The sequence below is a fragment of the Streptomyces sp. NPDC093261 genome (genome assembly GCF_044753645.1).
In the GTDB taxonomy this organism is placed as follows: Bacteria; Actinomycetota; Actinomycetes; order Streptomycetales; family Streptomycetaceae; genus Streptomyces.
The window spans coordinates 5,642-19,662 of the sequence record NZ_JBIVNO010000007.1 but is presented as its reverse complement, the minus strand read 5'-3'; the positions used below and the strand labels follow the sequence as shown (position 1 = coordinate 19,662).

Below are 14,021 nucleotides of genomic sequence, written 5' to 3'. Positions count from 1 at the left end.
GCCGGTGGCCGGTGGCCGGTGGCCGGTGGCCGGTGGCCGGTGGCCGGTGGCCGGTGGCCGGTGGCCGGTGGCCGGTGGCCGGTGGCCGGTGGCCGGTGGTGGGTGGCCGGTGGTCGGTGGCCGCCGGCCGACGACGGGTGGGACGGTCGTGCGGACGGCGGTGACGACGCGTGAGCGGGCGGTGGAAGCCGCCGGGCTCAGCCGGTGACCGTGTCCACCGGGCCCCGCTCCGCCGTGCACGCCGAGACGGGGGCCCCGCCGGCCGAACGGAGCCGGGACGGGGGAAGCATGGGCATCTCGGTCAGGCCCGGGAAGTAGATGTGCAGGCTCACCGCCGGCTCCAGCGTGTCATTGACCACCTCGTGCACGTACCCCGGTGCGAAGACCCTCTGCGCCCCCGCACCCCACGCGCGGGTGCCGCGCTCCGTGCGCTCGGTCAGTGCGCCGTGCAGGACGGTCAGTACGCCGGACGAGCGCCCGTGGCCGTGCAGCCCGCTGCCCTGTCCGGGGACCCATGACAGCAGCCACACCTCGTAGCCGATTGGGGTCTCCCCTGCTCGAACGGAGCCGAGAGCCTGGGGAACGGTGCGCAGCCGGTGGTACCAGCGGGAGGTCGCGTCGTACCGCACAAGGTGCTCCCACTGGGAGCGGTCGGCGGCGATGGAGCGGGCGAGACCGGCGAACTCGGCCACGGTGGCCGGGTGCTCGCGCGGCGGCTGGAGCAGATGCGGCACTTCCAGGATGTCGCCGGCGATCTGCAGGTCGCTGTCGCTGTTCATAGGGGTGCGGTCATTCCTCGGCGAGAGTGCGGGGGTGGCTGGATGTCGCGAGTCGTCCGCCCGGGTCACGGGCGTGGCGGAAGCCCTGATACGGGCGGGGAACAACAGCCGAGTCGGGTGGACTCAGGGGCGGCCGGAGCGGTGGAAGAGGCTCAACAGCCGAGACGGCAACAGCTACAGCGAGCGCGGGCAGCACCGTGGGACCCGGCGGAGCGGGTCTGGGCGAGTGCCGAGTTCGCGAGCATGCCCACTAGGACATCGGTTCACACTTCCCCTGTCAACTTGAGGTCCGGAATGTGGGAGGTGTTTCACCTCATCCGGTTCATCTGCCAGATGAAAGGTTTGTTCACCGGCCACCCGGGACACATGGAGCGCACCGCCGGGCGCACGGACCCCGTTGCGATCTCGTGATCCGACTGTGATCCGGTTCGCTTCGCGGTTCGGGTCGGAACGAGATCGAACGTCCGGACGTCCTCCCCTGTGACGGGGTGGGCGCCCATCCGGGCCCCTGTTGAGTGTCTGGGTTTATGCCGATTTGAACACTTTCCGCATAGCCTTGGTTCCGCAGAGTGAATAAGGGGCTCAATAGCAGATCTCGGCTTGACTGGCCCGGATCGGCACACTTGTAATTTCACTCGTGTCGTTCAGCCGAAATCGGTAACGGCTACATCACGGGGACGCGAAAGACTGACGAGGGGCGCACATGACCGAGCTGGTGCAGCAACTGCTGGTCGACGACGCGGACGAGGAACTCGGCTGGCAGGAGCGCGCGCTGTGCGCCCAGACCGACCCCGAGTCCTTTTTTCCCGAGAAGGGCGGCTCCACCCGCGAGGCCAAGAAGGTCTGCCTCGCCTGTGAGGTCCGCTCGGAGTGCCTCGAATACGCGCTCGCCAACGACGAGCGGTTCGGCATCTGGGGCGGTCTGTCCGAGCGTGAGCGCCGTCGCCTCAAGAAGGCCGCGGTCTGACCCGTTCCTCCCGCCGGAGACCTCCGGCGCCCTTGCCCGGACAACGGCGTACGGCCTTGTGCCCAGACGTCACTGCGGCCCGTCGCAGGTGGGTTATCCACAGGCGGCGGGCCGCTGTGCTGCCCAGCCGATAGTGTGGTCGCTCGTCCGAGACGCCCCGCTGTCCTCCAGGGCACAGGCGTCCACCGCAGTCCATCGAACCGGGGCCCGCACCTCGATGTCCGTGTACAGCCATACGGCAACCCATCAAGACGCCGCTGCCACACCCGAGTTCCCGCGTCATGTGGTCACCGCGGTGCTCGTCGCCCACGACGGAGCCCGCTGGCTGCCCGACGCGCTCGCCGGGCTGCTCGGCCAGGAGCGCCCGGTGCAGAACGCCGTGGCGGCCGACACCGGCAGCGCCGACGACTCCTCCCGGTTGCTCACCGAGGCCCTCGGCGGCGACCGGGTCCTGCACCTCGCCCGGCGCACCGGCTTCGGCCAGGCCGTCGAGGAGGCGAATCGCGGCGCGGCCGTGCTGACCCCGGACGACCTGCCCTACCTCAAGCGCCCCAGCGGCTGGGACCCGGTCACCCGCACCTGGCGGGACGAGGCCTACGACCTGCCCGAGCTGCCGTACGGGGAGCCGGTGCAGTGGCTGTGGCTGCTGCACGACGACTGCGCCCCCGAACCCGACGCCCTGGCCCAGCTCCTGCGGGTCGTGGAGAACGAACTGGAGCTGGGCCGCGACGACGTGGCCGTCGTCGGCCCCAAGCTCCGCGGCTGGTACGACCGCCGGCAGCTCCTGGAGGTCGGCGTCACCATCGCCAACTCCGGCCGTCGCTGGACCGGTCTGGACCGCCGCGAACAGGACCAGGGGCAGCACGACCACGTCCGCCCGGTGCTGTCCGTGTCCACGGCCGGCATGCTGATCCGGCGCGATGTCTTCGAGGAGCTCGGCGGCTTCGACCGGCACCTGCCCCTGATGCGGGACGACGTCGACCTGTGCTGGCGCGCCCAGGCCGCCGGCCACCGCGTCCTGGTCGCCCCCGACGCGGTCGTACGACACGCGGAGGCGGCCTCCCGCGAGCGCCGCACCGTCGACTGCGCGGGCCGCACCGCGGCCTCCCCGCACAAGGTGGACAAGGCGGGAGCCATCTACACCCTCCTCGTCAACGCCCGCACGGGACAGCTGCCCTGGATCCTGCTCCGCCTGATCCTCGGCACCCTGCTGCGCACGGTCGCGTACCTCGTCGGCAAGGTGCCCGGGCAGGCCGTCGACGAGATCCGCGGTCTGCTGGGCACCCTGCTGCGGCCCGAGCGGATCATCGCCGGGCGCCGCCGGCGCGGCCGTCCGCAGGTCGACAAGGGCGAGCTGCGTCCGCTGTTCCCGCCGCCCGGAGCGACGGTCCGGGCCACCTTCGAACAGGTCGCGAGCAACCTCGTGGGCCGCTCCGACCCCGAGGTCTCCTCGGCCGGCCGGCACGGCGGCGGCCTGGAGTCCGGACCGGGCGGCGACGACGCCGACTTTCTCGAGCTCGAGCAGTTCGCCCGGCTCAAGCGCATCGCCCGCAAACCGGGCCCGCTGCTCTTCGCCGTCCTCCTGCTTGTCTCGCTGGTCGCCTGCCGCGCCCTGCTCGGCGGCGGGGCGCTCGCCGGCGGCGCGCTGCTGCCCGCGCCCACCGACTCCTCCGAGCTGTGGTCGCGCTATCTCGACGCCTGGCATCCGCTGGGCGCCGGCGGCACCCACTCCGCGCCGCCCTATCTCGCGCTCGTCGCCCTGCTCGCGAGCCTCCTCTTCGGCTCCACCGGACTCGCGGTGACGGTGCTGCTCGTCTTCTCGGTGCCGCTGGCCGGATTCACCGCCTACTTCGCCTCGCGTCCGCTCGTCGAGTCCCGGCTGCTGCGCGCCTGGGCGTCCATCGCGTACGCCTTCCTGCCCGCCGCCACCGGCGCCCTCGCCGGCGGCCGCATCGGCACCGCGGTCCTCGCGGTCCTGCTGCCGCTTCTCGCGCGCGCGGGCATCGCGGCGTCCGGACTCGCCCACGCCTCCGGCGCGCGCGGCAGTTGGCGCGCCACCTGGGCGTATGCGCTCCTGCTGACGATCACCACCGCGTTCACCCCGATCGTGTGGCCCATCGCGGCGGTCCTGGGCATCGCCCTGCTCGCCGTGCGCAGAAACGAGATCCTCGCCTACGGTTCGCGCGTTCTCGCCCAGTTGGGCACCCCGCTGCTGGTGCTCGCCCCCTGGTCGCTCACGCTGCTGCCCTACGGCTTCTTCCGGGAGGCCGGTCTCGCCTACGGCAAGGGCGCGGCCTCCGCCTCCGATCTGCTGGGCGCGAGCCCCGGCGGCCCCGGCACGGTCAGCGGGCTGATGCTCATCGGCATCGTCCTCGCCGCGCTCGCGGCCCTCCTGCGCGGCGAGCGCCGGAGAGCCGCCTGGACGGCATGGGCGGCCGCCCTGGTGGGGCTCGTGTTCGCGGTCCTCTCCAACGCCTCGACCTGGGCCGGACCCGCGACCCTCGTCTACGGCCTCGCGCTGCTGTCCGCCGCCGTGATCGGCGCGGAGGGCGCCCGTGACCGGGTGGCCGAGCAGAGCTTCGGCTGGCGTCAGCCCGTGGCCGCGCTCATCGCCTTCGCGTCCGTGGCGGGTCCCCTGCTCATCGCCGCCGGGTGGATGATCCGCGGCGCGGACGGGCCCGTGGAGCGGCGCGATCCCGTGCAGGTGCCCGCGTTCGTCGCCGAGGAGGGCGGCACGAGCGACCAGGCCCGCACCCTCGTCCTGGACGGCGAGTCCACCGCGCTCGTGCGCTACACCCTCGTCCGCGGCTCCGGCGCCCGCCTCGGCGACGCCGAACTAGCCGCCGAGGACGGCGAGAACAAGCAGCTCGACAAGGTCGTCGCCAACCTCGTGGCGGGCTCCGGCGCCGACCAGGCCGACGAACTCGGCGGCTTCGCCGTGCGCTACGTCCTCGTCCGCAAGGGCGCCCCCCGGGAGGTCAGCCGGGTCCTGGACGCCACCCCCGGCCTGAGCCGGCTCAGTCAGCAGGACGGCAGCGCCCTGTGGCGGGTGGACCGGGAGGTCTCCCGCGCGGCGATCGTCAGCGGCTCCGCCGCACCGCAGCCCGTGGCGGCCGGACCCGTCCTGATCCACACCCGGATCCCGTCCGGCACCGGTGGCCGGATCCTGCGGATCGCCGACACCGCCGACGCGGGCTGGACAGCCACCCTCGACGGCAAGCCGCTCACCCGCACCACGGTCGACGGCTGGGCCCAGGGCTTCGAACTGCCCGCGTCCGGCGGCACGTTGGACGTCACCTACGACACCCCGTTCGGCCACACCGGGTGGCTGTGGGCGCAGGGCGCGCTCGCGGTCGTCCTCGTGGTGCTCGCCCTGCCCGGCCGCCGCCGGGACGTCGACGACGACCTCCCCGAGGAGCCGGTCGTGCCCGCCCAGGACGCCGGCGGCGAGGGCCGCCGGGCCCGCAGGCTGCGTGCCCAGGCCGAGGCCGAGGAGGCGGGACAGGACACCGGCGCCCCGGCCCCGGCCGAGGAGGAGGACGAGGCCTTCGAGCCTGTCGCGATCCCGCGGCAGCAGGCGTACGGGGAGTGGGACACGACGGGCTACGCGGGCACCGGGTACGGCACCGAGTACGGCACCTACGGCGGCGAGCAGTACCAGGGCGCCCAGGAGTACGCGCAGGGCGCGTACGAGCAGCAGCCGTACCAGGCCGACCCCTACCAGGGCGCCCCGTACGACCCGTACGCCTACGGCAACACGGCGCCGTACGACCCGACGTACCACCAGGGCTACGCCGCGCCCTACGACCCGGCGCACGGCACCGACAGTGAGCGCCCCGACGGGAGCCAGCAGTGAAGCGCACGACCCTGTCCCTGATCGCCGGCGTGACCGCGCTCGCCGCCGTCACCGGATTCGCCGCGCTCGACACGCCTGACGCGTCCGGCAGCAGCACCGCGACGACGGCCGCCCGGCTGCCCGTGGAGCAGACCCGGCTGCTGTGCCCCGAGCCGAGCAGCTCCGACATCGCCGAGACCACGTACACGTCGTTCACGCCTGTCTCGAAGGGCACGAGCGGCAGCGGCAAGGCCCAACTCATCGTGGCCGACGCACAGTCGGCGGACGGCACGGACACCGGCAAGGGCGGCAAGGGCGGGAAGGACAAGAAGCAGTCCGACGCGCCGACCGTCGCCCCCAAGGAGCCCGGCACCCCGGTCACCGCGGACAGCTCGGGCGCCGACACGCCCGCGCTCATCGGCACCGCCACGGGACGGTTCGCGCCCGGCTGGACGGTCCAGGAGACCACCCAGGTCGCCGCGGGGGCCGGCCGCGGGCTGCTCGGCACCGGCTGCTCCGCCCCGGACACCGAGTTCTGGTTCCCGGGCGCCAGCACCGCCGGCTCCCGCACCGACTATGTGCACCTGACCAACCCCGACGGCTCCGCCGCCGTCGTCGACATCGAGCTGTACGGCAAGGACGGCAACCTCAAGTCGACGGTCGGCGAGGGCATCACCGTCCAGCCGCACGCCAGCGAGCCGATCCTGCTGTCCACGCTCACCGACGCGAAGGAGCCCGACCTCACGGTCCATGTGAGCGTCCGCAGCGGCCGCGTCGCCGCCGCCGTCCAGGCCCTCGACGACAAGCTGGGCGGCGACTGGCTGGCCGCCTCGACGGACCCCGCGGGATCCCTGGTGCTGCCCGGCATCCCCAAGGACGCCACGGACGTCCGTCTGGTCGCCTTCGTGCCCGGCGACGGCGACGCCGACCTCAAGGTGCGCCTCGCCTCGCCCTCCGGGGAGATCACCCCGGCCGGGAACGAGACGGTGCATCTGAAGGCCGGCATGACCACCGCCGTCGACCTCGGCGACGTCACCCGTGGGGAGGCGGGTTCCCTGGTGCTGACGCCCGGCGACACCCCGGTCCCGGTGGTCGCCGCCCTGCGGGTGGTGCGCGGCAAGGGCGACAAGCAGGAGTCCGCGTTCATCCCGGCCACCGCGCCGGTCGGCACCCGCGCGTCGGTCGCCGACAACAGCGCCAAGGGCAGCACGCTCGCGCTGACCGCGCCGGGCGCCACGGCCACCGTCAAGGTCACCGCGTCCGCGGGCAGCGACGGCGGCACGGCGGCGACCAAGGAGTACACGATCAAGGGCGGTACGACGCAGAACGTGGACGCGCCCGTGCCAAGCGGTCTGAAGGGCACGTACGCGCTCACCGTCGAGCCGGTCTCCGGAGGACCCGTCTACGCCGCCCGTACGCTCCAGAGGACCATCGAGGGCGTACCGGCGTTCACCGTGCAGACCCTTCCCGACGACCGGGGCACGGTCGCGGTGCCGGAGGCGGACCAGGACCTCTCCGTCCTGCTGAAGAAGTGACGGCCCGGGGCGCCGAGGAGGTGACGTCCCGCGGCTGTTCGGGAAGTGGCGGCTCGCGCTGTTCGAAAGTGACGGCCCGGGGCCGCCGAGGAGGTGACGCCCCGGGTTGTCCATGAGGTGACGGCCCGAAGGGCCGAGGGACCCCCGGAGGTCAGTCCTCGCCGTAGCGCGGATCCACCGTCTCCGGAGTCAGCCCCAGCAGCTCCGCCACCTGCTCCACGACCACCTCGTGGACCAGAGCGGCACGCTCGTCGCGGCCCTTGGTGCGGATCTCGACGGGGCGGCGGTAGACGACGACACGCGCCCGGCGCCCGTCGCCGGCCGGGACCGTGCCCCCCAGCGGCACCGCCTCGTCGTTCCATGTCTGCCCGGGGCCGTCGAGGCGCGGCACCTCCAGGACGAGGAAGTCGATGTCGGCGAGCTGCGGCCAGCGCCGCTCCAGGCGCTCCACGGAGTCCTGCACCAGATCCGCGAACACCTCGGCACGGCTCGCGGCGAGCGGCACCTGCGGCGGCGCGATGGGCCCGCGCATGCCTCTGCCGTGACGATCACGGCGGCGGGGGCCGGGTGCGGCGGAGCGGGGCGGTACGGCGTTGTCCATCACTGACGAAGCGTAATCCCCGCCGGGGCCCGGCGCCCGGCCCCACACTCCCCTCCGCACCGCGTTGTCCACCCGGCTCGCCGGGGCCGGCCGCCGGATGCCGTCGAGCCCGTAGAGCAATGTCGCAGGATGACCATTCCAGCCAAGGTTGGGCTCGATTCCATATCCCTCCCGGACCGTCGGGCTCATGAGAATTGGCAAGGTTTGTAGCAAGTGGTGACCGGTTTCAAGGCGGCTCGAGGCCGGATCCCGCGGCCTCCGCGCAGGTCACCGGGGCCCGTCGGGAGGGGCCTGTGGGGTGTTTCACAGCACGACACGGTGGAGTGACCTGGGGGAGAGTCGTCGCGGCCCGCTCAAGAGTGCGGTACCGTCCAACGTCGTGAGCCCTGTACGTCGTTGTTCGCGCACCGCTTGCGGCCGACCCGCCGTAGCGACGCTGACGTACGTCTACGCCGACTCGACCGCGGTCCTGGGCCCGCTCGCCACCTACGCCGAACCCCACTGCTACGACCTGTGCGCCGAGCACTCCGAGCGCCTGACCGCCCCGCGCGGCTGGGAGGTCGTCCGGCTCCTGGACGGCTCGGCCCCCGCGCGTCCCAGCGGCGACGACCTGGAGGCGCTCGCCAACGCGGTCCGCGAGGCGGCCCGCCCGCAGCAGCGCGCGGCGGAGGCGGGCGGCGGCAGCGCGCGTACGGCGGACCCGATGGAGGTCGCGCGCCGGGGCCATCTGCGGGTCCTCCGCTCGCCGGACAACTGAGCGCCGGGCGGCCTTCGTGAAGTCCGGGTGTGAACCCCGGTATGAACTCCGTTGGAACTGCCCGCCCGGCCCGCCGGACCCACCACCGGGAGCCACTTCCAACAGGTAGTTTGGGGTCATCGTCAAGACCTCAGGAGGGTTGGCAGTGGCTGCTGATCTGTCGCAGATCGTGAAGGCGTACGACGTGCGCGGCGTCGTCCCCGACCAGTGGGACGAGCCGCTGGCCGAACTCTTCGGGGCGGCCTTCGCCGAGGTGACCGGCGCGGACGCGATCGTGATCGGCCATGACATGCGGCCTTCCTCCCCGGGACTCTCGCGCGCCTTCGCCCGCGGGGCCGCCGCCCGCGGCGTCGACGTCACCGAGATCGGCCTGTGCTCGACGGACCAGCTGTACTACGCGTCGGGCGCGCTGAACCTGCCGGGCGCCATGTTCACCGCCTCGCACAACCCGGCGCAGTACAACGGCATCAAGATGTGCCGCGCGGGCGCCGCCCCGGTCGGCCAGGACACGGGTCTCGCCGAGATCCGCGCGCTGGTCGAGCGCTGGGTGGACGAGGGCGCGCCGGAGCCCGCACAGACGCCCGGCACGGTCACCGAGCGGGACACGCTGGAGGACTACGCGGCGCACCTGCGCTCCCTGGTCGACCTGACCTCCATCCGCCCGCCCGTATCCGGCCACCGCCCTTCCAAGGAGGGCGCTTCGCCCTCTCATTTGAAGGTCGTCGTCGACGCCGGCAACGGCATGGGCGGCCACACCGTGCCCACCGTCTTCGCCGGGCTGCCGATCGACCTGGTCCCGATGTACTTCGAGCTGGACGGCACCTTCCCCAACCACGAGGCCAACCCGCTCGACCCCAGGAACATCGTCGACCTCCAGAAGCGCGTCCGCGAGGAGCACGCCGACATCGGCATCGCCTTCGACGGGGACGCCGACCGGTGCTTCGTCGTCGACGAGCACGGCGACCCCGTCTCGCCGTCCGCGGTCACGGCGCTGGTGGCCGCGCGCGAACTGGCCAAGCACGGCGGCAAGGGCACGGTCATCCACAACCTGATCACGTCCTGGTCCGTGCCCGAGGTCGTCCGGGAGCACGGCGGCACGCCCGTGCGCACGCGCGTGGGTCACTCCTTCATCAAGGCCGAGATGGCGCGCACCGGCGCGATCTTCGGCGGGGAGCACTCGGCCCACTACTACTTCAAGGACTTCTGGAACGCCGACACGGGCATGCTGGCCGCGCTCCACGTCCTGGCGGCCCTCGGCGGGCAGGACGGCCCGCTGTCACAGCTGGTCGCCGAGTACGACCGCTACGCGGGCTCCGGAGAGATCAACTCCACGGTGGACGACCAGCAGGGCCGCCTGGCCGCGATCAGGGCGGCGTACGAGGGCCGCGAGGGCGTCACCCTCGACGAGCTGGACGGCCTGACCGTCTCGTCCGCCGACTGGTGGTTCAACGTCCGCCCCTCCAACACCGAACCGCTGCTGCGCCTGAACGCGGAGGCGAAGGACGAGGCGACCATGGCGAAGATCCGGGACGAGGCCCTGGCCATCATCCGCGGCTGACCCCCGCGCCAGGCGGCACGGCCGCGGCGGGCGCCCCTTCCGAGCGGGGCGCCCGGGACCGCGCCGCCACGCCCAACCCCCACCCCGTCGCCCCCGCGGCGGTAATCTGACCAGGTCAAGCGCACTCGCTCCGAAGGGACCCCTCATGCCGCTCGAAGCCGGCCTCCTGGAGATCCTCGCCTGCCCGGCGTGCCACGCCCCCCTCAAGGAGGAGGACAGCGAGCTGATCTGCACCGGTCAGGACTGCGGCCTCGCCTACCCCGTCCGGGACGGCATCCCGGTCCTGCTCGTGGACGAGGCCCGCCGCCCCGCCTGACGGAACCGGCGATCGGAGACTGCCGCTCATGCTCGACGAATCCCTGCTGGACGACCCCGACGCGTTGGCGCTGGCCGACCGCCGCGCCCTGCTGCGCGGCGCCGCCGAGGCCGGCGCCCGGGTCCGCACCGCCGTACGGCACGCCGCCGAGGCGGGGATCACCGAACTGAAGCCCGACGGCCGCCCCCGTGCCGTCCTCATCGCGGGCCCCGGCACCGCCTCCGTGGGCGTGGCCGAGCTGCTCGGAACGCTCGCGGGCGCCTCCTGCCCGGTCACCCGCATCCACCCGACCGGTGTCGCCCCGGCCGCCGGTGCCCTGCGCTGGGACCTGCCCGGCTGGGCGGGCCCCGTCGACCTCCTGTTGATCGCCACGCCCGACGGCACCGAACCGGGCCTCGGGATCCTCGTCGAGCAGGCCTACCGACGAGGCTGCGCGGTCGTCGCCGTGGCCCCCGCCGGAGCCCCGGTCACGGAGGCGGTGAACGGCGCGCACGGCCTGTTCGTCCCGATGGCGACCGCCCCCTACGAGCAGGAGGAACCGCTCGCGGCGTCCGCGCCCGGCGTCCTATGGGCCCTGCTCACCCCGCTGCTCGCCCTGCTGGACCGCACCGGGCTGCTCTCCGCCCCGGCTGATGCCCTGGAGAAGGTCGCCGACCGCCTCGACCAGGTCGCCGAGCGCTGCGGCCCCGCCATCGCCACCTACTCCAACCCAGCCAAGACCCTCGCCGCCGAACTGGCCGAATCCCTGCCGGTCATCTGGACGGAGGGCGTCTCCGCTGCACCCGCCGGCCGTCGCTTCGCCGCCGCGCTCGCCGAACTGGCCGGCCGTCCCGCGCTCACCGCGCAGCTGCCCGAGGCACTCGCCTCGCACAACGTCCTGCTCTCCGGTGCGCTCGCCGCCGGCGCCGACCCCGAGGACTTCTTCCGCGACCGCGTCGAGGAGGCCCAGGCCCTCCACGCACGCGTGGTGCTGCTGCGCGACCGGCCCATCGGGGGCCTGAGCGCGGCCCCCACCGCACGCGAGCTGGCCCTCAGCCATGACACGGCGATCAGCGAGCTGGAACCGGAGGACGGCAGCGAGCTGGAGACCCTCGCGGAACTGATCGCCATCACGGATTTCGCCGCTGTTTACGTGGCGCTCGCTTCGAGGGCCTGACCTTGGCTCACGCCGTCGCCGCCCGACGGCGCTCGTGCCCCGCGTGACTACGGAGAAAAGAACACCCATGGATCGCCTCGACAACACCATCCGCCCCTACGCCTGGGGCTCGACCACCGCCATCCCCCGCCTCCTCGGCGTGGAGCCGACCGGTGAACCCCAGGCGGAGATGTGGATGGGCGCCCACCCGGGCGCACCCTCGCGCACCCCGCGCGGGCCGCTCAACGAGGTGATCGACAAGTCCCCCGAGCAGGAGCTCGGCGCCCGCACGTTCGCCAGGTTCGGCCCGCGGCTGCCCTTCCTGCTGAAGATCCTCGCCGCCGGCGCCCCCCTTTCCCTCCAGGTGCACCCCGACCTGGAGCAGGCGAAGGAGGGCTTCGAGGACGAGGAGCGCCGCGGCCTCCCCCTCGACGCGCCCCATCGCAACTACAAGGACGCCAACCACAAGCCCGAACTCATCTGCGCCCTCACCGAGTTCGACGGACTGTGCGGCTTCCGCGTCCCCGACGACGCCGCCGAACTGCTCGCCGGCCTCGACGTCGACTCCCTCAAGCCCTACGTCGACCTACTGCACGCGCACCCCGAAGAGGCCGCCCTGCGCGAGGTCCTCACCGCCGTTCTGACCGCCGACCCCGAGGAGATGGCCCACACGGTCGCCGAGACCGCGGCCGCCTGCGCCCGCCTCGGCGGCGCCTACGCCCCGTACGCGGACCTCGCCCACCACTACCCGGGCGACCCCGGCGTGATCGCGGCCATGCTGCTCAACCATGTGCGGCTCCAGCCCGGCGAGGCCCTCTTCCTCGGTGCCGGCGTTCCGCACGCCTATCTGAGCGGCCTCGGCGTCGAGATCATGGCCAACTCCGACAACGTCCTGCGCTGCGGACTGACCCCCAAGCACGTCGACGTCCCCGAACTGCTGCGCATCGTCCGCTTCGAGGCGGGCGACCCCGGCGTGCTGCGCCCGGAGGCGTCCCCCGACGGCGAGGAGGTCTACGAGACCCCCATCGACGAGTTCCGCCTGTCCCGCTACGTGCTCCCCGAGGACACCACGCACGACCTCACCCGCCCGGCCCCGCAGATCCTGCTGTGCACGGCCGGAACCGTACGCGTCGGCGAACATCCGCTCGCCCCGGGCGAGTCGGTCTTCGTACCGGCGGGTGAACCCACCGTGGTCTTTGGAGGCGGCACGCTCTTCCGGGCCACGGTCGTCGCCTGAGCCACAGCCGCATGCCGTCCGACGCCGGTCCGGCGCAGCACCGCCGGACCCGGCTGCAACAATGACCCACCGGCAAAGGACGGGCAAAGGCCCTGGAGCGGGGTACGCGAGTGCGACCAGCCAGGGCGGGACGGCAACGAAGGGACAACGCGAACACATGAGCGCGTCAGGCGGCACCAAGGCGATCGTGGCGGCACTCGGCGCCAACCTCGCGATCGCGGCATCGAAATTCGTGGCGTTCGCCTTCAGCGGCTCGTCCTCGATGCTCGCCGAGGGCGTCCACTCGCTCGCCGACTCCGGGAACCAGTTCCTGCTGCTGATCGGCGGCAAGCGGGCCCAGCGCGAGGCGACTCCGCAGCATCCGTTCGGCTATGGCCGCGAGCGCTTCATCTACGCCTTCCTGGTCTCGATCGTCCTCTTCTCGATCGGCGGCATGTTCGCCATCTACGAGGGCTTCGACAAGATCGAGCACCCGCACGAACTGAAGCACTGGTACTGGCCGGTGGGCGTCCTCGTCTTCGCGCTGCTCGCCGAGGGCTTCTCCTTCCGCACCGCCATAAAGGAGTCCAACGAGCTGCGCGGAACGCTGTCCTGGGCGCAGTTCATCCGCCGCGCCAAGGCGCCCGAGCTGCCCGTCGTCCTGCTGGAGGACTTCGGCGCGCTGATCGGTCTGGTCCTCGCCCTCGGGGGTGTCGGCCTCGCACTGCTCACCGGCGACGGCATCTGGGACGGCATCGGCACCGTCTGCATCGGTGTCCTGCTCGTCCTGATCGCCCTCGTCCTCGCCGCCGAGACCAAGTCCCTGCTCCTTGGCGAGGCCGCCGGTCCGGACGTGGTCAGGAAGATCGAGTCGGTGACCGTCGACGGCGAGACGGTCACCGGCATCATCCATATGCGCACGCTCCACCTCGGCCCCGAGGAGCTGCTGGTCGCCGCCAAGATCGCAGTCCGGCACGACGACACCGCCGCCCAGGTCGCCGCCGCGATCGACGCCGCCGAGGCCCGTATCCGTGCCGCTGTCCCGATAGCGCGGGTCATCTACCTGGAGCCGGACATCTACAGCGCGGCCGAGGCGGCCAAGGGCCCGGACCCCGAGGCGACGCCCGGGGGCCCGACCCGGACCGCCGGCCACTGACCCTCACCCGTGGAAGGGCCACGGCGGTGCGGGCGGGACGACCCGCCTCTTGCGCACCGCCACGGCGGCGCGCCTCTTGCGCACCGCCACGGCGGCGCGCCTCTTGCGCACCGCCACGGCGGCGCGCCTCTTGCGCACCGCCACGGCGGCGCGCCTCTTGCGCACC

General features: G+C 72.9%; 11 protein-coding genes. 9 read left to right on the top strand and 2 right to left on the bottom strand.

All coding sequences use genetic code 11. The annotated features are described in order from the left end of the window. Positions 1-197 precede the first annotated feature (197 nt). Positions 198-779: a cysteine dioxygenase gene (locus ACIP94_RS17050; RefSeq protein ID WP_402425746.1), complete on the bottom strand. Its 582-nt coding sequence runs from the start codon at positions 777-779 to the stop codon at positions 198-200. Between the two features lie 703 nt (positions 780-1,482). On the opposite strand from ACIP94_RS17050, the gene ACIP94_RS17045 reads away from it, so the two are divergent. The 3 genes from ACIP94_RS17045 (at position 1,483) to ACIP94_RS17035 (ending at position 7,116) form a co-directional block, all read left to right on the top strand. Continuing rightward, positions 1,483-1,746, top strand: a complete 264-nt coding sequence (locus ACIP94_RS17045; RefSeq protein WP_003975777.1) for a WhiB family transcriptional regulator — start codon at positions 1,483-1,485, stop codon at positions 1,744-1,746. 217 nt (positions 1,747-1,963) lie between these two features. Then, positions 1,964-5,602, top strand: a complete 3,639-nt coding sequence (locus tag ACIP94_RS17040) for a glycosyltransferase (protein WP_402425744.1) — start codon at positions 1,964-1,966, stop codon at positions 5,600-5,602. Then, entirely contained in the window at positions 5,599-7,116 is a 1,518-nt protein-coding gene (locus ACIP94_RS17035) for a DUF5719 family protein (protein ID WP_402425742.1), read from the top strand. Before ACIP94_RS17040 ends, ACIP94_RS17035 begins: the two co-directional genes overlap by 4 nt. A 151-nt stretch (positions 7,117-7,267) precedes the next feature. On the opposite strand, the gene ACIP94_RS17030 is transcribed toward ACIP94_RS17035, so the two are convergent. Then, on the bottom strand, positions 7,268-7,717 hold the full coding sequence (locus ACIP94_RS17030) for a metallopeptidase family protein (protein WP_402426233.1): 450 nt from the start codon (positions 7,715-7,717) through the stop codon (positions 7,268-7,270). Between the two features lie 379 nt (positions 7,718-8,096). On the opposite strand from ACIP94_RS17030, the gene ACIP94_RS17025 reads away from it, so the two are divergent. The 6 genes from ACIP94_RS17025 to ACIP94_RS17000 all read left to right on the top strand — a co-directional run bounded on the left by ACIP94_RS17025 (position 8,097) and on the right by ACIP94_RS17000 (position 13,855). Continuing rightward, positions 8,097-8,474 carry a DUF3499 domain-containing protein gene (locus ACIP94_RS17025; protein WP_234511851.1) on the top strand — a complete coding sequence of 126 codons (378 nt, stop codon included), beginning with the start codon at positions 8,097-8,099 and terminating at the stop codon, positions 8,472-8,474. A 145-nt stretch (positions 8,475-8,619) separates the two neighbouring features. Continuing rightward, entirely contained in the window at positions 8,620-10,032 is a 1,413-nt protein-coding gene (locus ACIP94_RS17020; protein ID WP_402425740.1) for a phosphomannomutase/phosphoglucomutase, read from the top strand. 145 nt (positions 10,033-10,177) lie between these two features. Continuing rightward, positions 10,178-10,348 carry a Trm112 family protein gene (locus tag ACIP94_RS17015; RefSeq protein WP_381092520.1) on the top strand — a complete coding sequence of 57 codons (171 nt, stop codon included), beginning with the start codon at positions 10,178-10,180 and terminating at the stop codon, positions 10,346-10,348. A gap of 28 nt (positions 10,349-10,376) precedes the next feature. After that, the gene (locus ACIP94_RS17010) at positions 10,377-11,504 is read left to right on the top strand and encodes an SIS domain-containing protein (protein WP_402425738.1); all 1,128 of its coding nucleotides are present in this window, start codon (positions 10,377-10,379) and stop codon (positions 11,502-11,504) included. A gap of 67 nt (positions 11,505-11,571) precedes the next feature. Further along, complete coding sequence (manA, locus tag ACIP94_RS17005; RefSeq protein ID WP_402425736.1) at positions 11,572-12,720, top strand: mannose-6-phosphate isomerase, class I; 1,149 nt, start codon at positions 11,572-11,574, stop codon at positions 12,718-12,720. A 157-nt stretch (positions 12,721-12,877) separates the two neighbouring features. Then, a complete protein-coding gene (locus tag ACIP94_RS17000) occupies positions 12,878-13,855 on the top strand; it encodes a cation diffusion facilitator family transporter (protein WP_402425734.1) in 978 nt (325 codons plus the stop codon). Positions 13,856-14,021 lie beyond the last annotated feature (166 nt).